Below are 20154 nucleotides of genomic sequence, written 5' to 3' on the forward strand. Positions count from 1 at the left end.
TGTTTTTTTTTGCCCACTGAATCAGAACGGATTACCAAACCGTAGCGGGAATTCTAATTCTTTTTTGTTGACAAACCATCCTTTCGTGCTTTTTTTGCGGCTTCATTCAGTAAATCGACTCCATGAGCCCATCCACCGACCCCAGCAACCTGACGTCGCGCATTGCTTCCCTGCTCAATCTGAACGCCCGGCAGGTTGCCCAAACCGTTCAGTTGCTCGACGATGGTGCTACCGTACCGTTCATTGCTCGCTACCGGAAAGAAGCCACGGGGCAACTGGACGAAGTGCAGATTGGGGCCATCAAAGATACCTACCAAAAACTGGTCGAACTCGACAAACGGCGGGAAACCATCCTGAAATCCATTGCCGATCAGGGCAAATTGACGGCAGAACTCCGCCAGAAAATCGAATCGACCGGTACAGTCACCGAACTGGAAGATTTGTATTTACCCTATAAACCCAAGCGAAAAACCCGCGCCACCATCGCCATTGAAAAAGGACTAGAACCGCTGGCCAAATTCATTTTCAGTCAGCGCGAAAATACCGTGGAACGAAAAGCGGCATCGTTCCTGAACGAACAGGTGGCCTCCGTTCAGGACGCCTTGCAGGGCGCCCGCGACATCATGGCGGAATGGATCAATGAGGACGCCGATGCCCGGCAACGCATCCGGAATCTGTTTGAACGGGAGGCTATTCTCCGGGCCGTTGTCAAAAAAGACAAGGAAACCGCCGGGATCAAATACAGGGATTATTTCGACTTTGCCGAACCGCTCCGCCGGGTTCCCTCCCATCGTTTGCTGGCCATCCGGCGCGGAGAAGCGGAAGGAATTTTGGCAGTCAGTATTTCGCCGGATGAACAAACCGCCCTCGAACGGCTGGACCGGCAGTTTTTGCGACACGGCTCGTCCGAAAGCATCGATCAGGTTGCGATGGCCATCAAAGACAGCTACAAACGACTCATCAAACCGTCGATTGAGACCGAATTTGAAAACGCGTCGAAGCAAAAAGCCGATCAGGAAGCCATCAAAATATTTGCGGATAACCTGCGCCAACTGCTCCTGTCGCCCCCACTCGGGCAGAAGCGGGTGCTGGCCATCGACCCCGGTTTTCGAACCGGCTGCAAAGTGGTTTGTCTGGACGCACAGGGAAATCTGCTGACCAACGATGTTATTTACCCCGACAGCCGTCGCGAACAGGCGCAACAGACCTTATTAAAACTGGTCGCGCAGCACCAGATTGAAGCCATTACGATTGGCAACGGAACCGCCGGGCGCGAAACCGAGGACTTTGTCCGAAGCCTGAATTTCGGCAAAACCATCCCGTTGTTCATGGTGAGCGAACAGGGCGCGTCGATTTATTCCGCATCGGAAGTGGCGCGGCAGGAATTTCCGAATCAGGATGTAACCGTGCGGGGTGCCATTTCCATCGGTCGCCGGTTGATGGACCCGCTGGCCGAACTCGTTAAAATTGATCCCAAATCGATTGGCGTGGGGCAATACCAGCACGATGTCGATCAGAATGACCTGAAAAGCAGCCTGGATCGGGTGGTGGAAAGCTGCGTGAACCAGGTGGGCGTTTCGCTCAATACCGCCAGCAGTCATTTGTTGCGGTATGTTTCGGGTTTGGGGCCGCAACTGGCGCAGAACATCGTTGAATACCGGGCGCAGAACGGCCCGTTCCAATCCCGGGATCAGTTGAAGAAAGTGGCCCGGCTGGGTGCGAAAGCCTACGAGCAATGTGCCGGTTTTCTCCGCATCGACCAGGCTAAAAATCCGCTCGACAACAGCGCCGTTCACCCGGAAAGCTACGCTGTGGTGGAACGCATGGCCCGCGATCTGAAATGCACAGTAACCGATTTAGTTAAAAAAACGGACCTTCAAAAGCAGATAAAGCCCGAATTGTACGTTACCGAAACAGTGGGGCTGCCAACCCTCCGCGATATTCTGGCCGAACTGGAAAAACCGGGCCGTGATCCGCGGGAAACGCTGGCCGTTTTCGAGTATGACGAGCGGGTCCGAAAACCGGAAGATCTGCGGGAGGGCATGCTGCTTCCGGGCGTGGTGACGAACGTGACAGCCTTCGGTGCCTTTGTCGATATCGGCGTCAAACAGGACGGACTGGTTCACATTTCGCAGTTAGCCAATCAGTTTGTTTCCGATCCGCGTCAGGTCGTCAGTGTTCACCAGAAAGTGCAGGTGAAGGTGCTGGAAGTTGATTTGCAGCGCAAGCGTATTGCCTTAACGATGAAATTTTAATAGCTTATATCTGTTTCGGGTGATGGCCACGGCATATTGCCATGGCCGCTCTGCCAGACCTTAAACGATACACCTTAAATCGCTACGAATGAAGACTTTATTACGCCCCTTATGGCCTACTGCTCTTCTGGTGTTGACGCTGTCGTCCTGTTCTTTTTTCAAAACTTCGCATTACACCCCGCCCGCCCAGCGGAGACCGGTGGCGGCCAATCGCAAACCGGTTGGCAAACCGCTGAAAACCGTCGATACGCAAACCTATCAGAAAGGGTATGTGCCGCAGGTGGTGAAAATTGCCCGAACCTATACCGGAACCCCGTATCGAACGGGCGGTCAGACCTCGGAAGGCATGGACTGCTCGGGGCTGATTTTTGCTTCATTTAACACCGTCGGTCTGCAAATGCCACGGGTTTCCTGGCAACAGTCTGAAGTGGGGTATGAAGTGGAAGTGCCGCAGATTCAGCCGGGCGACCTCGTATTTTTCGTGCCGGATGATGGAAAATCCGGGTATGTTTCGCACACCGGAATTGTTACCGAAGTTCGCGGGGCATCCAACATCATGTTTATTCACGCGTCTTCGTCGCGGGGTGTTCGGGAAGACAATTTGTATTCGAGTTATTTCAAAGGCCGGTTTGTAAAAGCCGTTCGACCATTTTAGGTCCGTTTCCCAGAAGAGCAGGGTCCGTTAAGTGCTTCCACTTTTCGCCCCCCCTATGGGGAGAGTTTTGACGGTCTTAAGGCCCCCTTTAGGGGGTTGGGGGGCAAATAAAAGCGGCCGCCATTTCCAGGGTTCGTAGATAGGTGTGCTGCGGTGGCGTATACCGAAGCGAATTGTTACCCGTGCGAAATTCTTCCAGGACGACCGCAATTGGCATAAACCGCAAATCCGCCACTTCATCCGATTGCATGACGAACTGATCGAGCGTCCGGCGGGTGCGAAAGACATACACAGCCGCGTGTTCCCGGTCGATCAGCGAAGCAGCCGGGTCGATTACCTCCACAGCCACCATGCCCAGAAACTGCAATTCGCCGGTTTTGGGCCGCACGCCAATTTCTTCCTCCACTTCGCGTGTCGCACACTGCTCATAACTCTCGCCCGGATCAACGTGTCCACCGACGCAGACGTCCCAGAAATTGGGCAAAACCGCTTTGTCCGGGTGACGAAGGCTCAGCAACACTTCGTCACGATCATTCAACACCACGATTTCAGAGGTGCGGTGCCAGTCGCCGTCTCGGTGTGCTTCTTTTTTGGGTTTGGTGTAGCCCAGCGGTTGGTTGCTGGCGTCAAAAATTTCTAGTAAGTCCATAAAAAAGCCGCATCGCTGCGGCTGGTAAACGTTTACGGAGACAGGCGGTTTCTCCCTGGTTTGTGATGCAGTGTCACAAAGATGGTTATTCCCGGCTTTTAACCTCCTGTTCTGCGCCACAAAAATCAGGTAAAGCGGCATCGAATTCGATGAATTACCGCTGCAGCACTTCATCGATGAAGCCGAATTCCTTGGCTTCTGTGGCTTTCATCCAGTAATCGCGGTCGGCGTTCCGCTCAATTTCTTCCGCCGAACGACCGCTGTGCCGGGCCATGATTTCGTAGAGCTCATTGCGCAAAATGACAATTTGCCGCGCCGTTATCTCAATATCGACAGACTGGCCCTGCGCTCCGCCGTGCGGCTGGTGGATCATGACGCGGGCATGTGGCAAAGCCGACCGTTTGCCCGGTGCCCCGGCGCATAGCAAAACCGCCCCAAACGACAAGGCCACGCTGGTGCAGATCGTCGCGACGTCGGGCCGGACGTATTGCATGGTGTCGTAGATTCCCAACCCGGCATAGACCGAACCGCCGGGGCTGTTAATATACAGCAAGATATCCTTTTTGGCATCGGCTGATTCCAGAAACAGCAACTGGGCAATGATGATGTTCGCAATATTGTCGTCGACTGCCGAACCGAGAAAAACGATCCGGTCGGCCATCAGGCGGGAAAATACATCGACCTCACGGAAATTCATGGGCCGCTCTTCAATGACCGAACGGGTCATGTTCTCCACCTGGTGCAGGTAGCGATCGACCGTCAGACCGTTCAGGTTTTGTCCGTGTACGGCGAAGTTACGGAACTCACGTTGGCTAAGTTCGGGATAATACATAATAAGGAAATGGTTGGGATGAAAAATGCTTTTATCAGGCACGACAATGCCCCCGGCTCGGTAAAAGCCAGTTGAAGAATCTATAAAACGAGGTTGGTATGCCGGTTTTAGCCGAACAGACGGACGTAAATCGCGTCTAATTCGCGACGCAACTGCTGGCGTCCGGCCAGGTGAATGGCTTGATAGGCCAGTTTCTGGGCCGCCAGTTTCTGTTGCCAGTCCGGGTTCCAGAGCAGCCGGACGGAGACGTCCATCTGTTGCTCTTCAGACAGGGTTCCGCGCAGATAGGCTTCCAGCAGTTGAACTTCTTCTAATTCGGGACGCATCGCCATCAGGATTTAAAGTGACCAATCGACAGGTGGCTGACGGCTTTGCGCAGTCGTTCCAGGCATTTGAATTTCTGCACGGTCGCGGAGCGAACCGACCGATAACCGTGTTGTGTGGCAATTTGCTCCAGCCGCTGACCGAAATAGTAGAAGCTAACCAGAATGGATTGACAGGTTTCGCCCAACTGCTCCACAAAGCCCATCAGCTTGAGTGCCGGCAGTTCGTTTTCGTCTTCCGGCTCCTCCCAAACGAGGTCGGTCTGGGTTTCATTCCAAGCCGTTTTTCGTCGCTGTTTTTCCACCTGCTGCCGCCAGAGGTTTTTACAGATTCCCATCAGATATGTACTGACCGAACACGTTAACGTTAGTTGTTCCAGAGCGGTTTTCTCGTAAAACACAATCATGGCCTCGTGGAAAATATCCTTGGCATCCTCTTCACTACCACCCTGTTCCCGGATGTAATGGCGCACCATCGGATAGGTTTGGGCATAGATTCGTTCCATCGTTCGTTCCCGGTCAGCAATCAGGGCGACTTCTCTGGGCAGAGTTTGGGTTGAATTCATACGCTTTTTAGTGGTTAATCAGAATAACGTGCCGGTATCACCCAAGGATACGAAAAAAAATTTTCTGCCGGGAAAAGAAAGGGAGAGAATGTTACATGAGCAATGATGAATGTCGAATGTAAAACGAGTTACCCATCCGGTACTTTTACATGTAGCGTTCATCATTATTCATTAAATATTAAAAAAAAGCCCCAGACTCGACCAGTCTGGGGCTTTTAACGAATTTTGGTGGAGATAGTCGGATTCGAACCGACGGCCTCTACAATGCCATTGTAGCGCTCTAGCCAACTGAGCTATACCCCCTTTTTTTCGTGGTGCAAAGATGAGAAATTTTGTAGAAAAAACAATGAAGCTTTTGACAGATTTCAAAAAAAACGCCACGCAATGGCATGGCGTACTGATTTTGAACCGTTTCTATCATTGCTCCACCATTTCGGCGTCGGCGATGATGTAGTTCAGTTCGTAGATATTATCAGCGTTCAGTTTGAGGGTTCCCCGGAAGGTCCGGCGCTCGTCGGTTTTGAACTTGAGGCCGTTTTTCTTGAATTTCAGGGATACCACCGATTCCGGGCCTGCTCCTCCGCAGAAGAAACACGCGCTGTATGGAAAAGCCGAAAGAACATACAGATTGGACTCGTAATCAACCGGTAATACGTACCCGGTCAACTCGACCGGTTTGCCGCTCAGTTTCTGAATCCCGGCCCCGAAGGTGGGATACAGCATGTAAACAGATTCTTCGGGATACCATTTTTTCTTGAAAGTCACATCGCGCAGCGTTTCCCACGACAGCTTTACGGGTTCTGCGACGGTTGCCACCGAACGGTTACTCACCACTTTGGCGGGGGTAAACGCTGCCAGGGTCAGCAGTCCTAAAAGAGCGATGAAGCAGACATTTTTTTTCATGATGAGGTCGCGTTCAGATAATTACAAATCTACGTCGTTTTCTGGTTTAAAAACAACACTGGGTGGGGTTTGGTTCGGGTTTTTAAGCGCGAAAGTCATAAGTTACCACCTCCATCCTGCAATTATCACAAATTTTGTTACCTTTACCTTAATCAACGTGGTTGCCTCATAAAACCGTGTCGGAAGTAGTTAACGTTATACCCCAGACCTCTCAGCCTTCGGCCCGCCATTTTAACCGCCTGTTCTTAACAACACTGGTGTTCATTGCCGTGCTGTTAACGGTTGCCGAAATTGTGAGCCAGTTTCAAACCCGGCGCGAATCCGAACGGGTAATGGTCATCCGAATGGCTTCCGCGCAACGCCATCAGAGCCAGCGACTTGTCAGTCAGGTTCTCCAACTTACCCGCCCTTCTGAGTTACCCAATTTCGCGCGTACGCTGACCGAGATCAAGAAACTGTTCGCGCAGTTTCAGACGAATCAACTGCACATTGAACAGGGCACCGTACCGGGGTATCCGGTATTGCTTCAGAACAGTGACAGTATTAAGATTCGGTACCAATCCCTGAAACCCTATTACGCGGGTTTTCGGGACAGTATGCAGCAACTCATCCTCCAGGCCGATCGTGCTACTGACCCCGGAAAATTCATTTCCGAAGCCGATTTAACCGCTTTGCTGGCGAACGAAAAACCCTTTTTAGAAAAAATGGACGAGGTCGTTCAGCAATATACCCGCGAAACGCTGGCGAATGTAGAGGATACCCGACTCATCGGTTTTGTCATTTACCTCTTTATCCTGCTGGCCCTGGTGTTTGCGGGCTGGTTCATTCTGCGACCCGCCGTAAATAAATTTGAAGGCATTATTGGCCAGTTGGTCGAAGCCGAAACCCGAACCGCCACAACCAACCGCAAACTTCTCTCCCTGAACCGCGCCCTGAAAGAAACCCGCCAGCAACTCTTCGACGCCACCCGTCAGCAATACCAGCAACAGATGGACGAGCAGAAATTGAGGACTTCCTACCTCGTGGCCGGCCAGGAAGAAGAGCGCAAACGGCTCTCGCGCGAGTTGCACGATGGCATCGGACAAATGCTGACGGCCATCAAGCTGCAGGTCGAAAGTTTTGAGAAAAGTCTGAGTGGCGAGACCAAAGGAACCAAAAATTTAACGGTTCTGAAAAACCTGATTTCGCAGACCATTCAGGAGACTCGAAACGTGTCGAACAACCTGATGCCGACGGTTTTAAGCGACTTCGGGCTGGTTCCGGCCGTGAAAATGCTGGCCGATACGCACGACAAAGACAGTACCATCGATATTATTTTTCATACTAATCTGTCAAATACACGTTTAGATAAGAGCGTTGAGATTGGTGTCTACCGCATTGCGCAGGAGGCCGTCAGCAATGCCCTTCGCCACGCCGACCCGCACCAGATCACGATCGATCTGTTCGAAAAAGACAATTATTTGCACCTGATTGTCAACGACGACGGCAAAGGGTTCCGGATCCACCGCAGTCGGAAAGAAGACAGCAAGCGGCCTTCGCAGGGCATTCACAACATGAATGAACGGGCGGCCCTGATCAACGGAAAATTTAAAATATCATCGGCGCCCGACAAAGGCACAAAAGTACAAGTCAGTATACCTTTTAAACTCGCACACCAGGAATATGAGTACACTCAAGTTGATGCTGGTTGATGACCACTCTATCGTCCGAAACGGAATACGCTCTCTGCTGGAACAAAACGATGAATTTTTAATTGTCGACGAAGCCGGCGATGGGGAAGAAGCTCTTGAAAAACTGAAAACCCAGCAACCCGATGTGGTTTTGATGGACATTTCACTGCCGGGGATGTCGGGCATTCAGACGACACAGATCATTTCTCGTCTGTACAAAAACATCAAGACCCTGATGTTATCGATGCACAACAACGAAGATTACATTCTTCGCTCGGTGGAAGCCGGGGCCTTTGGTTACATTCTGAAAGACTCATCGAGCGATGAGATGATGAAAGCACTGCGAACCATTGCCAGTGGGGAAAAATATTTCAGTTCGCCCGTAGCCACTATTATTTTGAACGGCTACATGCACCAATTGAAAAAGACGGAACGTAGCAGCAAAATCCGGCGATCCAAGCTTTCAAAGAAGGAGAAAGAAATCCTGCAGTTTTTGGTCGATGGCATGAGCAGCCGTGAAATTGCCGAAAAACTCCAGCTTTCGGTCCGAACCGTCGACAACCACCGCGCCAACATGATGCGTCGCCTTCAGGTGAAGAATGCTGCCGAGCTGGTGAAAATGGCCGTCGAAGAAAAACTGATTTAAAAAACCATTTTATGCAAAGGTAATGTTATCAGGTTGCAGTCTTTATCGCCCAGAGATGCGCAATTCTGATAAACTGTTTTACATTTGTGTAACCAACACTATAGTACTACTATAGTAGTCTTTAAACCTCTTTTTATTATGGCACTCCGATTAGGTGACATTGCCCCGGATTTTACGGCAGAGACCACCGAGGGTACAATCAATTTTCACGAATGGCTGGGAAATTCCTGGGGCATGATTTTTTCTCACCCCGCCGACTTCACGCCGGTATGTACGACCGAATTGGGCCGAACCGCCCAACTGACTGACGAGTTTGCGAAGCGTGGCGTGAAGGTGATTGCGGTCAGTGTTGACCCGCTCGAGTCGCACACCGAATGGGTGAAAGACATCAACGAAACCCAGCACACGACGGTTAATTTTCCGATGATTGCCGATAAAGACCGACAGGTGGCCGAATTATATGACATGATTCACCCGAACGCCAGCGAAAAATCGACGGTTCGGTCGGTGTTCATCATCGGTCCTGACAAAAAAATTAAACTGACGCTGACCTATCCCGCTTCAACGGGCCGGAACTTCACGGAGATTCTGCGGGTCATCGATTCGCTGCAATTAACCGCGAACTACCAGGTGGCCACACCCGCCGACTGGACGGAAGGTCAGGATGTAATCGTGGTTCCGGCGGTTAGCACGGAAGATGCCATCAAGAAATTCCCGAAAGGGGTTACCATTGTCAAACCGTACCTTCGGACGACTCCGCAGCCGAATAAGTAAAAATAAAGCGTAATTGCCTTAAATTTCGAATAATAAATGATGAATGTTAAATATAAAAGGATCTCATTGTTCATCACTTTTACATTTAACATTCATCATTTATTATTCGAAATTTATTTTTTATCCAACCGGCTTACCCAAAACGTTTCTCCCCGAAACCGACTCCCGCCCCCTTTTTCTACTTATTTTTGCTCAGTATGAGCCGGATCGTTCTATTTATCTATAGGAAGAGAAAAGTATTGGTCTGGCCGTTTCTGGTGCTTTCGTTGGTTCTGGTTGGGCTGTGGTGGAACCGTTCGCTGAAGAAAGTCAACGAGTTGCAGTGGGAGTTTGTAAACGGTTACGGAATCCGAATGCCGCTGAAGTATACGATTCACGGTATTGATGTCTCTCACCACAACAACCGTATCAACTGGAAGCGGGTTTCGCAGGCACAGGCCCGGGGCATTGGGCTGCAATTTGTCTTTGTCAAAGCTACCGAAGGCGCATCCCTGGTCGACCGGCGCTTCAAACACAACTGGCAGGAAGCCCGGAAAGCAGGCCTGAAACGGGGTGCCTATCACTTCTTTCACCCGAAGCGCGATCCCGTAAAACAGGCTCAGAATTTTATCAAAACCGTAACGCTCAAACCCGGCGACTTTGCCCCCGTGCTCGACTTTGAACGGAATGCCAAAGGAACCGTTCCGGCGGATCAGCTCATTGCCGACATTCGGGTCTGGCTGCGGCTGGTGGAAGTCCATTACGGCACCAAACCGATTATTTATGTCAACCGTCACTTTTATTTGCTCTACATTGCCGGTAATTTTGACGACTATCCGCTCTGGATTGCCGATTATTCTTCCGACCATCCCCGGCATTTTAAAGCGGAGCGGTTGTACATTTGGCAACACAATGAAAAAGGCTCCGTGGATGGCATTCGCGGGAAAGTCGATTTTAACGTATTTGTCTGCGAACCGGACCGATTGAACGAAATTTCTCTTTGAACCCATTTACCATGTTACCGACCCATTCATTTCTTCAACTCCCTGCCTATCAGGAACTCCAGAATCATTTCGAGCAACTAAAAGAACAGCACCTGCGGGATTTATTTGCTCAGAACCCCCATCGATTTACTGATTTCTCGCTGCGGTTTGAAGACATTCTGGTCGATTTTTCCAAAAACCGGATTACCGCCGAAACCCTGCAACTGCTGCGTCAACTGGCGGGACAAGCGGGTTTGTACGAAGCCATCGAAAAGATGTTTTCCGGCGACCCGATCAATGTTACTGAAAACCGTTCTGTGTTGCACGTCGCCCTGCGGAATCGTTCCAACACGCCGGTGCTGGTCGATGGAAACGATGTGATGCCGGATGTCAATGCGGTTCTGGACAAAATGGAGGCTTTCTCGCATCGCATTAGCTCGGGCGACTGGAAAGGGTATACCGGCAAACCAATCACGCAACTGGTCAACATCGGCATTGGCGGTTCAGATCTGGGGCCGGTGATGGTCACGGAAGCCCTGAAACCGTATGCCGTTCAGAAAAACGGAAAACCGCAGTTGCAGGTCTATTTTGTGTCGAATGTCGATGGCGTTCACATCTATGAAACCCTGCAAAAACTCGATCCGGAAACCACGCTGTTCATGATTGCGTCAAAAACTTTCACGACGCAGGAAACGATGGCCAATGCGCATTCGGCCCGCGACTGGTTCCTGAGTCACGCCAGTGACGAATCGGCGGTGGCGAAACATTTCGTAGCCATTTCAACCAATAAAACCGAGGTCGAAAAATTCGGCATCGATCCTCAAAACATGTTCGGGTTCTGGGACTGGGTCGGTGGGCGTTACTCCCTTTGGTCGGCCATCGGTCTGTCAATTGCCTGCTACATCGGGTTCGACCACTTTGCCGAACTGCTTGAAGGGGGCCATGCGATGGATCTGCATTTCAAGAATACGCCCATCGAAGAAAACATCCCGGTGACGCTGGCCTTGCTGGGCATCTGGTACAACAACTTTTTCGGAGCCGAGTCACACGCCATTCTGCCCTACGACCAATACATGCACCGGTTTGCGGCTTATTTCCAGCAGGGCGACATGGAAAGCAACGGCAAATCCGTCGACCGCAACGGCGAGCCAACGGCCTACCAGACCGGGCCGGTGATCTGGGGAGAGCCCGGCACGAACGGGCAACACGCGTTCTACCAACTGATTCACCAGGGTACCAAGCTGATTCCCTGCGATTTCATTGCTCCGGCCATCAGCCAGCGTCCACTGGGCGAACACCACAACATGCTGCTGTCCAACTTCTTCGCCCAAACCGAAGCCCTGATGAACGGCAAATCCGGGGAAGAGGTGGTGGGTGAACTGGTGAAAGCCGGAAAAAAGGAAGAGGAAGTGGCTTTACTGATGCCCTTCAAGGTGTTTTCGGGAAACCGGCCCACCAATTCGATTCTGGTGAAGAAAATCACACCCCGGACACTCGGCAGTCTGATTGCGATGTATGAACACAAAATCTTTACCCAGGGCATCATCTGGAATATCTTCAGTTTTGATCAGTGGGGCGTCGAACTGGGCAAACAACTGGCCAATCGCATCCTGCCCGAACTGGCCGACAACCGGCCGGTTTCGTCGCACGACAGTTCGACCAATGGCCTGATCAATTCTTATAAAGAATGGCGACAACTTTAAACAATCCAAGATGATCGTTGTTAATAAGGTGTATGCGCTGCATGCACCTTTTTTTTTACAATTTCAACAACCTTATCAGTATGAAACGCAACAGTATTCTGCTTGCGGTGTGCCTTTTGGGAACGTGGAGCGCTTATGCTCAGAACAACACTTCGTCAGACACCACCAGAACCTCCGCAACCATGGTCGCGCCAACGGACACCGTTAGCACACCAATCAACAACTCGACGTATTCGTCGACTCCAGCCACGACCAGCTCGTATTCCTCAACGACGACCAGCGCTGACTATGGCAGCCGTCAAAGCCGTGTAAAAGCGGACAGACCGTATAAAGCTTTCACTGGCGGTATTTATGTGGGTGCCAACTCCACCCGGTACCGGGGTGAAGACGTAGATGGCGACAATCCTGCGGGCCGTCTGGGTTATCAGATCGGTGGTTTCGTTCGCGGTGGCGGCCGGATTTACGGTCAGTTGGGCGTAGAGTATTTTGCTTCCAGCTCGAACTACTTCACACCGGGCGATGGCGCTTCGATAAAGGACATTTCGGGCCGTATCAACACCAAATGGTTGCAGATTCCGGCTTACGTCGGCATAAAACTGGCGCAATCGGATCGTGGCATTTCTGCCGTTCGGCTGGCTGTTGGTGCTGAATATGCCAATCGGTTGAGCAGCAGCAACACTGTCAATGTGGATGAAAATGAGATCAAAAGCGGAACCTTTCTGGGTCTGGTCAATCTGGGCTTCGACATGGGCCCGGTCCTGATCGACCTTGTATATCACCACGGCTTCTCCGATGCCATCAGCGGATTCAACAATTCGCAGCGCCGGGCAGTGGGAGTCAATCTCGGCTTCAAGTTTTAATTCGCAAACTGTCCTCCATGCAAACGGCGTCCCAACTTTGAGTCGGGACGCCGTTTTTATATCCCTGACAGCGGCCAAAGGCCCTGTCAGCGGTTTAGTTTAATTCTACGATTTAGTTACTTGCTCATAGCTCGCCCTTCAAACGCGACACAATCTCGCTGGTCGTCAGCTTCTCCTGCTGCCCCGTCACCATATTTTTCAGCCCCAGTAGCCCGGTTTGCAGTTCTTCAGAGCCAATCAAAACGACATAGGGAATGTGTTTTGCATTCGCATACTCCAGTTGCTTTTTCACTTTAGCGGTATCGGGATACGCTTCTGCCGGGATGTTCAGCGCCCGCAACTGGCTCAGCAGCGGCAAGCCAAGCGAACGCCCTTCAGTATCGAGGTGAACCACCAGCACCTGCGTCGATTGCAACCCGGTTTCCGGAAATAGATTCAGTTCTTCCATTACATCGTAAATCCGGTCGACGCCCAGTGAAATGCCAACGCCCGATAAACCGGGCATCCCGAATGCGCCGGTGAGGTTGTCGTAACGGCCGCCCCCGCTGATGCTTCCAATCTGTACCCCATTCGCTTTCACTTCAAAAATGGCACCGGTGTAATACGATAAGCCCCGCGCCAGTGTCACATCCAGTTGCATCCGGGCATCGTTCAACCCGTATTGGGCGACCAACTGCCAGACTTCTTCGAGCTCTGCAACGCCTTTCAGTCCCACCTCCGAAGAAGACAGCCAGCTTTTTAGTTGTGCGAAAGCCGCCTGAGCCTGCTCCGGAAACTGAAACATTGGCTCTAATTTAGCAATCGATTCATCGGAGAAACCGCGTTGTTTCAATTCTTCAACCACTTTTTCCTTTCCGATTTTGTCCAGTTTATCGATGGCAATGGCGAGCAGTCCCTCCTGCCCGGCGGCACCCACCACCTCGGCAATGCCCGTCAGAATCTTGCGGTTATTGATTTTAATGGTAAAATCCTGAATACCCAGATTTCGCAGGCTTTCGTGCAACATCAGAACGATTTCGGCTTCGCACAGCAACGAATCCGTTCCGACCACATCGGCATCACACTGTACAAACTCCCGATAGCGCCCTTTCTGGGGACGGTCAGCGCGCCAGACCGGCTGAATCTGGTACCGCTTGAACGGCATCGTCAGCGCGTGGCGGTTCATCACCACGTAACGGGCAAACGGAACCGTCAGGTCGTACCGAAGGCCCTTTTCCGAAATTTTCAGGGTTAATTTGCGGGCATTTTCCTGCCAGTCGGTTTCGGTCAAATCCTTGGCGAAGTCGCCGGAATTGAGCACTTTAAACAGCAACTGATCGCCTTCTTCGCCGTATTTCCCCATCAGAACCGACAGGTTTTCAAGGGTGGGGGTTTCAATGGGCTGAAAGCCGTATCGCCGGAACGTTTGCCGGATGGTTTCCAGCAGAAAAAGCCGTTTGCTCATCTGTTCCGGCCCAAAATCGCGCGTGCCGCGGGGTAAACTCGGTTTTTGCATGATGCAAAAATAGCAAGCCGGGCGGAGTTTTCAGCAGGCTGTTTGCAGGAACCTGCTCCTCCCCCGTCATCGGGTCAGATAACTACCAATAAAAAATTGATTTTCTGAGTTATTTCCGCTAATTTTGCGGACAATTTGGATTAAACGGACTAATTACATACAATCATGGGAGTAACAGCACTGAAACGCAAAGACCAAAAAAATAAAGCCCGGGCTAACAACAAAATTGCGCGTATTAAACAACTATTGCGTCGCCCGGATGTGAAAAACGTTGATGTAGAAGCCATCAAGGCGTCTTTTGCCGAAAAGAAAAGCCAGGCCGCAGCGTAAGTGAAAAATAGCTTTCAGTAAACGGTATTGTCTTGTTTCCTGAAAACGCAGGGTCATTCGATTGCCTCGTCACGCTCGACGGACGGGGTTTTCTTTTTTAAGCCGTTCCCGCAGCATCTTTTTCAGGTACCGGCGGATGGTCCGGCGGTTTTCGATCTGCATCCGGAAAATAATGGCCTGACCAAACAGGGAAAGCCCGGCGTTGATGACCACCAGACTGTAGGTTCCCAGCAAAAACCACCGGCTGAAGGGCTCACCGGTATGTTTCAGGTTGGCGGCTTCGCTAAAAACGCACAAGCCATAACCAATCAGAATCAGACTGAAGGGAGCCAGCAAAAGCCATTTGGTGCGTGTACTCATCCGCTTGATGAGACGCCGACCGGGAGGTTTAGAGGGAGCAACGGCCATCGTAAGTAAAACTACAAGTGATCAAAGCACTAATTTAACAGACTAAATCTCATTTTATCGGGAAATCTGTTAATTATTGCGTATTCGGCCCCATCGCCGGTGGGGGATCAGCGATAGCGACCCGTGTTCCGGCGGTGTTTTTCCGTGGTATGAAACATCTCATCAGCTTTATTTTAAAAACCGTACCGCGCCCGGTTTTGCAGCGGGTCAGCCATTATGCCATGAAGGTGATGATGGTTTTCTACCGGGGCAATAACGTCGAGTGTACGGTTTGCAGCAACCATTTCCGGGAGTTTATGCCCTACGGCCGGAACATCCCGCGCCCGAACGCTCTGTGTCCGAACTGCTTAGCCCTGGAGCGTCACCGGCTGATGAACCTCTACCTGCAGCGAAAAACCAATTTCTACCGCGATCCGCTGAAAGTCCTGCACGTAGCCCCCGAACATTGTTTTATTGACCGGTTCGAGAAACTGCCGAATCTGGATTACATCACCGCCGACATCGAATCGCCCCTGGCGAAAATAAAAATGGACATCCACCAGATTCCATTTCCCGACAATACCTTTGATGTTGCCTTTTGTAACCACGTCATGGAACACGTCGAAGATGATGCTAAAGCCAGCAGTGAGCTGTATCGCGTACTAAAACCGGGCGGCTGGGCCATCATCCAGTCGCCGATCGACTACAACCGCGAAACCACCTTTGAAGACGCCACCATTACCGACCCGAAAGAGCGGGAACGGCTTTTCTGGCAAAGCGACCACGTCCGGCTTTTTGGCCGCGACTACGCCCAACGGCTGGCCAAAGGCGGTTTCACCGTCGTGGAAGATCGCTTCGTGTTTGAGCTCCCGAAAGAAGAAGTTAAACGGTTTTCGCTGCCCGCCGGGGAGGTGATTTATCTCTGCAAAAAGTAAGTCGTTCGCTTTCGACCGGATAAGGCCCCTCGGAAAAGGTTTTCGGATGGATTACGACGGATATTCCATATTGGCACCGGTTTCCTGGTGGCCTTTGGGTTCACGAAGTCGTTTCCAGCCTTCGCTCAAAAAACCGACGCCGTAGCCGATGAGCTGCACGAAAGCCGCTCCAATGCTTAAAAAACCCACTTCCAGGCTCTTCTCTTTTCGGACGGCGTCTACAAAAATCAGAACGGAGAACAGAAGCAACACCGAAACCGCCAGACCAAACAGAACCGGGTGGAAGAAATACCAAACCGGCACCGAGAAGACGAAGAGCGTAAACAACGCGGGAAAGGTGTGCACCAGCCGGAGTTCTGACGGAAAAAACCGGGCAATGTTGATGCGGGCGCGGCCAAAAAACCGGAGTTGGCGGTAAAACTGGCCGAAATTCGTCCGGCGTTTGTGGTAAATAAACGCATCCGGGAGCAGGCCGGTTTTGAAGTCATTCTCAATAATCCGGATGGCAAATTCGATGTCCTCCCCCATCCGGCTTATTTTATACCCGCCGATTTTCTCGTAGACCTGCCGCGAAAAACCCATGTTGAAACTGCGCGGATGAAACTTGCCGCCAAGGTTCTTCTTGCTGCCTCGAATGCCACCGGTCGTAAACGGCGAGGTCATCGAATAACTGATCGCCTTTTGAATGGGCGTAAAACTGGGATGCGCTGCGTCGGGGCCGCCGTACGCATCCAGCCAGTCGGTTTGCAACCGCTGTTCGACGGCGGCAAAATAATGCGGAGGTACCAGCGCGTCGGAATCGAAAATCACGAAATAGTCGCCCGTTGCCCGTTCAAAACCGGAATTGCGGGCAAACCCCTGACCGCCGTTGGGTTTGAAAAAATAGTGGATCGTCAGGCGGTTTTTGAACGACTCGACCACCGCGTCGGCCCGGGTTACGGAACCGTCTTCCACCACCACGATTTCGTCGGGAACACGGGTTTGCCGGCTCAGGCTTTCGAGCAGTTCGCGCAGTTCGTCCGGGCGATTGTAAACGGGAATGATGACGGAAAAACGCATCGAACGGGATTAGATGACTTCCTTCAATGCCTCTTCGTTCGCCCAGATCACCTGATCGATTAACTCGTCCGTCAGCGCAACCGAGAGGAACAAACTCTCGAATTGCGACGGAGCTAAATAGACACCCCGCTTCAGCATGGCCTGGAAATACCGCCCAAACAATGGCAAATCGCTGGTTTTGGCATCGACGAAATTAGAAACCGGCCGCTCCGTCATGAACAGGGTGTACATCGAGCCGAGGTGATTGATCGTAAAATCCAGTCCCAGTTTAACCATGCTGGCGCGAATGCCGTCGGTGAGTCTGGTTCCCAGTTCCTCCAGCCGCGTGTAGACTTCCGGATGATTGTTCAAATGCCGCAACATCGCCAGCCCGGCCGACATAGCAATCGGATTCCCGGACAAGGTTCCGGCCTGGTACACCGGCCCGGCGGGTGAAACGATGCTCATGATGTCGCGCCGTCCGCCATAGGCCCCCACCGGCATTCCGCCCCCGATGATTTTACCCATCGTGGTGAGATCGGGCCGGATGCCAAACCGTTCCTGAGCCCCCCCTTTGGCCAGCCGGAAACCGGTCATGACCTCGTCAAAAATCAGCAGAATATCATTTTTATCGCATAAATCCCGCAAGCCCTGCAGAAAACCGGGTTCGGGTAACACGCAGCCCATGTTGCCCACAACGGGTTCCAGGATGATGGCCGCAATCTGATTGGCGTTGGCGTCAATCAATCGTTCAACGGCGTAGAGATCGTTGAACGGAGCCGTCAGCGTATCCAAAGCGGTGGCCTTGGTAACACCGGGACTGTCGGGCGTACCCATCGTAATGGCGCCACTACCGGCCGCAATCAGAAAGGAATCCGCGTGGCCGTGGTAACAGCCTTCAAATTTGATCAGTTTGTCGCGCCCGGTAAACCCACGTGCCACCCGAATAGCCGCCATCGTGGCTTCGGTGCCGGAGTTGACCATCCGCACCATCTCGACCGACGGCACCATGTCGGTGATCAATTCGGCCATTTCCACTTCCTTGCGGGTGGGTGCGCCGAATGAAAACGAGTGCTGAATCGCTTCCCGAACGGCTTCTTCCACCGGCTCAAACGCGTGGCCCAGCACCATCGGACCCCAGGAATTGATCAGTTCGATGTACCGGTTACCATCTTCATCAAAAAGGTAAGGTCCTTTTGCGGATTTAATAAAAACCGGGTTTCCACCTACGGCCCGAAAGGCCCGAACCGGAGAATTCACCCCGCCCGGAATCAATGTTTTTGCTTTCTCGAAGAGTTGCTCGCTCGTTTTCATCTTTTAATGAGCGAATGAGTGAATGAGTGAATGAGTGAATAGGATCAAAGATCGCGCTTTTCTATTCACTCATTCGCTCATTCGCTCATTCACAATTATTTTATGAGTGTAAACCGTGTTCCGTCGTATTTTACGATGGGCACGACCTGGTTATCGTTGCTGGCGGTGTAATCGTAGCCGGAAAGCAGGTAGCCTTCTTCGGGGGCGGCTTTGAGTTGCGACCGGTTTGTAATCTGTCCGCGGGTTCGGGCCAGCATCCGGCCAAAAAACAGCAGCATATCATACCCCTGGTACGCGTAGGTCGACGGAATCAGGTTACGCTGATCCAGGTACAGTTCCTCAAATTCGTCCGAACCGGGGCGCTCCGGATCAACGAATTCGGGATACACCAGGTACAAATCGTTTTTTGAAAAAATCGATAGAGGATCTTTGTCAAAATTGAAGGCCGACGAAGTGGCAATCACCGGAACTTCCACCTGCCGTTGCGCGAGTAGCCGGAGCAATTTTGCCCCCGTGTTTTCGTCGCTGCTCACCAGAAAAATATGGCCGGGTTTGTTCGTTTCCGACAGCCGGATCGCTTCCAGATCGCTGCTGCTCACTTTCCGAAAATCCTGCACCGCGTAGCCGATTCGTTTCAGTTCGTTCTGGTATAGAGTCGCCAACGTGGAATCCTTCCGGGTGTTCCCGTAATAAATAGCCGCTTTTTTCACCATCGACAAGGTTCGGGCAAACGCGACGGTTTTCACCGCCTGCTGGTTCAGCGACGGGGTAGCCAGAAAAGCCAGGGGTTGATTGACGACCAGTTCGCTACTCGTTGAAATGGGATTTACGAGCAATACGTTGTTTTGATTGGCGAATTCCGTGGCAATCCGGTTGGGTTCGGCATAAAGTGGGCCGATCAGCAAATCGTTTTGAATGAATCCCGGATTGTTGACCAGCGTCGTCATTTTGGTGCCATCATTATCGACGTCGTAGGCAAACAGATTCACCGTAATACCTTCCGACTGCAATTTCGTTTTCGCCAGCCGCATGCCGTTGTACAAATCCAGCGCGTACTGATTCGAGCGGGCGCGGTCGTCCGGGTTGATGTCGTTCAGCCGAAACGGAAACAGCACGGCCACGTTGTAATACCCTTTGTTGCGGTTTTTCTCCGGTCTGGCAACGGTCGCCGTATTGGATGACGCTTCCGTCATTACGGGCCGCGCAATGCCCGGTACGCCAAACCGGTTGGTCAGCCGGTCCGACAGTTCGAGGTCGGCCGGGGCTGTCGATGTTCGCTGGATCTGATCGATCAGCGCCAGTGCCAGTTCGCGGTTGTTCGGAAATTCTTTCTGCATCAGTTTCAACCGGTTCAAATCGTTGATCTGGCTGAAATAATAGGTTTGCAGTTTGCTGACGTCCGGTTTGAGGGCTGGGTCGCCGATGCGGCCCAGGTTTTCGATGCCTTCTTCGTATTGCCCGTTTTCAAAAAAAGCCGCCCCCAGCAGGTAATAGGCATCGTCCATTTTTTTCCAATCCGGAAACCGGTCGATCAGCTGCTTCAACATCAACCGGCTTTCCGAAAACCGCTTCAGATTAAAATCGGCCAGCGCGTGGTAATAGTGTGCGTAGGGTGCTATGCCACTGGTTCGGATCTCGGTCAGCGGCTTGAGTTCAGCCTTGGCTTTCACGTAGTCTTTCTGCTGAAAGAAGCGTACCGCATACTGGTAGCGCCGTTCAGCGTTATCGGTTTGGGCCATAGCCGCCAATGCGGTCGTCCAGATTAGGACACAGAGGCTAAATGACCTGAAACCGGTATGGAAAGCAAAAGACCTATTCATGGGGCTGGATTAAGAAGCGTGGCACAAAACTAACAAA

The 20154-nt window shown here is 51.8% G+C and carries 20 protein-coding genes and 1 tRNA gene; 10 read left to right on the forward strand and 11 right to left on the reverse strand.

All coding sequences use genetic code 11. The features are described from left to right. The first annotated feature begins 122 nt into the window (after positions 1–122). Positions 123–2255: a Tex family protein gene (locus tag F0P93_RS04835; RefSeq protein ID WP_150875149.1), complete on the forward strand. Its 2133-nt coding sequence runs from the start codon at positions 123–125 to the stop codon at positions 2253–2255. An 88-nt stretch (positions 2256–2343) separates the two neighbouring features. Continuing rightward, the gene (locus tag F0P93_RS04840; protein ID WP_150875150.1) at positions 2344–2910 is read left to right on the forward strand and encodes a C40 family peptidase; all 567 of its coding nucleotides are present in this window, start codon (positions 2344–2346) and stop codon (positions 2908–2910) included. 88 nt (positions 2911–2998) lie between these two features. Here the strand turns inward: F0P93_RS04840 and F0P93_RS04845 are convergent, their stop codons facing one another. The 6 genes from F0P93_RS04845 to F0P93_RS04870 all read right to left on the reverse strand — a co-directional run bounded on the left by F0P93_RS04845 (position 2999) and on the right by F0P93_RS04870 (position 6183). After that, positions 2999–3559, reverse strand: coding sequence for an NUDIX hydrolase (locus tag F0P93_RS04845; RefSeq protein WP_191908724.1), 561 nt, complete (start codon positions 3557–3559; stop codon positions 2999–3001). A gap of 154 nt (positions 3560–3713) precedes the next feature. Beyond that, entirely contained in the window at positions 3714–4391 is a 678-nt protein-coding gene (locus F0P93_RS04850; protein WP_150875152.1) for a ClpP family protease, read from the reverse strand. A 107-nt stretch (positions 4392–4498) separates the two neighbouring features. Further along, the gene (locus tag F0P93_RS04855; RefSeq protein ID WP_150875153.1) at positions 4499–4717 is read right to left on the reverse strand and encodes a hypothetical protein; all 219 of its coding nucleotides are present in this window, start codon (positions 4715–4717) and stop codon (positions 4499–4501) included. A gap of 5 nt (positions 4718–4722) precedes the next feature. Continuing rightward, positions 4723–5280 carry an RNA polymerase sigma factor gene (locus F0P93_RS04860; RefSeq protein ID WP_150875154.1) on the reverse strand — a complete coding sequence of 186 codons (558 nt, stop codon included), beginning with the start codon at positions 5278–5280 and terminating at the stop codon, positions 4723–4725. Positions 5281–5506: 226 nt separating this feature from the next. Further along, positions 5507–5583 (reverse strand) — tRNA-Ala (locus F0P93_RS04865). 114 nt (positions 5584–5697) lie between these two features. Continuing rightward, complete coding sequence (locus tag F0P93_RS04870) at positions 5698–6183, reverse strand: DUF3299 domain-containing protein (protein ID WP_114404727.1); 486 nt, start codon at positions 6181–6183, stop codon at positions 5698–5700. Positions 6184–6359: 176 nt separating this feature from the next. Between F0P93_RS04870 and F0P93_RS04875 the strand changes: the two genes are divergently transcribed. From F0P93_RS04875 to F0P93_RS04900, 6 genes are all read left to right on the forward strand, one after another. After that, positions 6360–7874 carry a sensor histidine kinase gene (locus tag F0P93_RS04875; protein ID WP_150875155.1) on the forward strand — a complete coding sequence of 505 codons (1515 nt, stop codon included), beginning with the start codon at positions 6360–6362 and terminating at the stop codon, positions 7872–7874. Then, complete coding sequence (locus F0P93_RS04880) at positions 7846–8499, forward strand: response regulator transcription factor (protein WP_486284516.1); 654 nt, start codon at positions 7846–7848, stop codon at positions 8497–8499. The genes F0P93_RS04875 and F0P93_RS04880 overlap by 29 nt, the downstream gene beginning before the upstream one ends. Positions 8500–8637: 138 nt before the next feature. Further along, positions 8638–9273, forward strand: coding sequence for a peroxiredoxin (locus F0P93_RS04885; RefSeq protein WP_150875156.1), 636 nt, complete (start codon positions 8638–8640; stop codon positions 9271–9273). 197 nt (positions 9274–9470) lie between these two features. Continuing rightward, positions 9471–10256, forward strand: coding sequence for a glycoside hydrolase family 25 protein (locus F0P93_RS04890; RefSeq protein ID WP_191908725.1), 786 nt, complete (start codon positions 9471–9473; stop codon positions 10254–10256). 11 nt (positions 10257–10267) lie between these two features. After that, entirely contained in the window at positions 10268–11938 is a 1671-nt protein-coding gene (gene pgi, locus F0P93_RS04895) for a glucose-6-phosphate isomerase (RefSeq protein ID WP_150875157.1), read from the forward strand. A gap of 80 nt (positions 11939–12018) precedes the next feature. After that, complete coding sequence (locus tag F0P93_RS04900) at positions 12019–12798, forward strand: PorT family protein (RefSeq protein WP_150875158.1); 780 nt, start codon at positions 12019–12021, stop codon at positions 12796–12798. A gap of 124 nt (positions 12799–12922) precedes the next feature. On the opposite strand, the gene hisS is transcribed toward F0P93_RS04900, so the two are convergent. Beyond that, on the reverse strand, positions 12923–14293 hold the full coding sequence (hisS, locus tag F0P93_RS04905) for a histidine--tRNA ligase (protein ID WP_150875159.1): 1371 nt from the start codon (positions 14291–14293) through the stop codon (positions 12923–12925). Between the two features lie 165 nt (positions 14294–14458). Here hisS and F0P93_RS31435 point away from each other — a divergent pair, with 165 nt between their 5' ends. Next, entirely contained in the window at positions 14459–14623 is a 165-nt protein-coding gene (locus F0P93_RS31435; protein WP_165840860.1) for a hypothetical protein, read from the forward strand. A gap of 69 nt (positions 14624–14692) precedes the next feature. On the opposite strand, the gene F0P93_RS04910 is transcribed toward F0P93_RS31435, so the two are convergent. Continuing rightward, positions 14693–14983, reverse strand: a complete 291-nt coding sequence (locus F0P93_RS04910) for a hypothetical protein (RefSeq protein WP_150875160.1) — start codon at positions 14981–14983, stop codon at positions 14693–14695. Between the two features lie 197 nt (positions 14984–15180). Here F0P93_RS04910 and F0P93_RS04915 point away from each other — a divergent pair, with 197 nt between their 5' ends. Then, the gene (locus F0P93_RS04915; protein WP_150875161.1) at positions 15181–15945 is read left to right on the forward strand and encodes a class I SAM-dependent methyltransferase; all 765 of its coding nucleotides are present in this window, start codon (positions 15181–15183) and stop codon (positions 15943–15945) included. Positions 15946–15996: 51 nt separating this feature from the next. Here F0P93_RS04915 and F0P93_RS04920 read toward each other — a convergent pair whose 3' ends face one another. The 3 genes from F0P93_RS04920 to F0P93_RS04930 form a co-directional block, all read right to left on the reverse strand. Beyond that, positions 15997–17004 carry a glycosyltransferase family 2 protein gene (locus F0P93_RS04920; RefSeq protein ID WP_150875162.1) on the reverse strand — a complete coding sequence of 336 codons (1008 nt, stop codon included), beginning with the start codon at positions 17002–17004 and terminating at the stop codon, positions 15997–15999. A 9-nt stretch (positions 17005–17013) separates the two neighbouring features. Further along, positions 17014–18297 carry a glutamate-1-semialdehyde 2,1-aminomutase gene (gene hemL / locus F0P93_RS04925; RefSeq protein WP_150875163.1) on the reverse strand — a complete coding sequence of 428 codons (1284 nt, stop codon included), beginning with the start codon at positions 18295–18297 and terminating at the stop codon, positions 17014–17016. Positions 18298–18392: 95 nt separating this feature from the next. Then, positions 18393–20036, reverse strand: a complete 1644-nt coding sequence (locus F0P93_RS04930) for an ABC transporter substrate-binding protein (protein ID WP_150875164.1) — start codon at positions 20034–20036, stop codon at positions 18393–18395. Between the last annotated feature and the right edge of the window lie 118 nt (positions 20037–20154).

The organism is Larkinella humicola, assembly GCF_008727875.1.
Taxonomy (GTDB): Bacteria; Bacteroidota; Bacteroidia; order Cytophagales; family Spirosomataceae; genus Larkinella; species Larkinella humicola.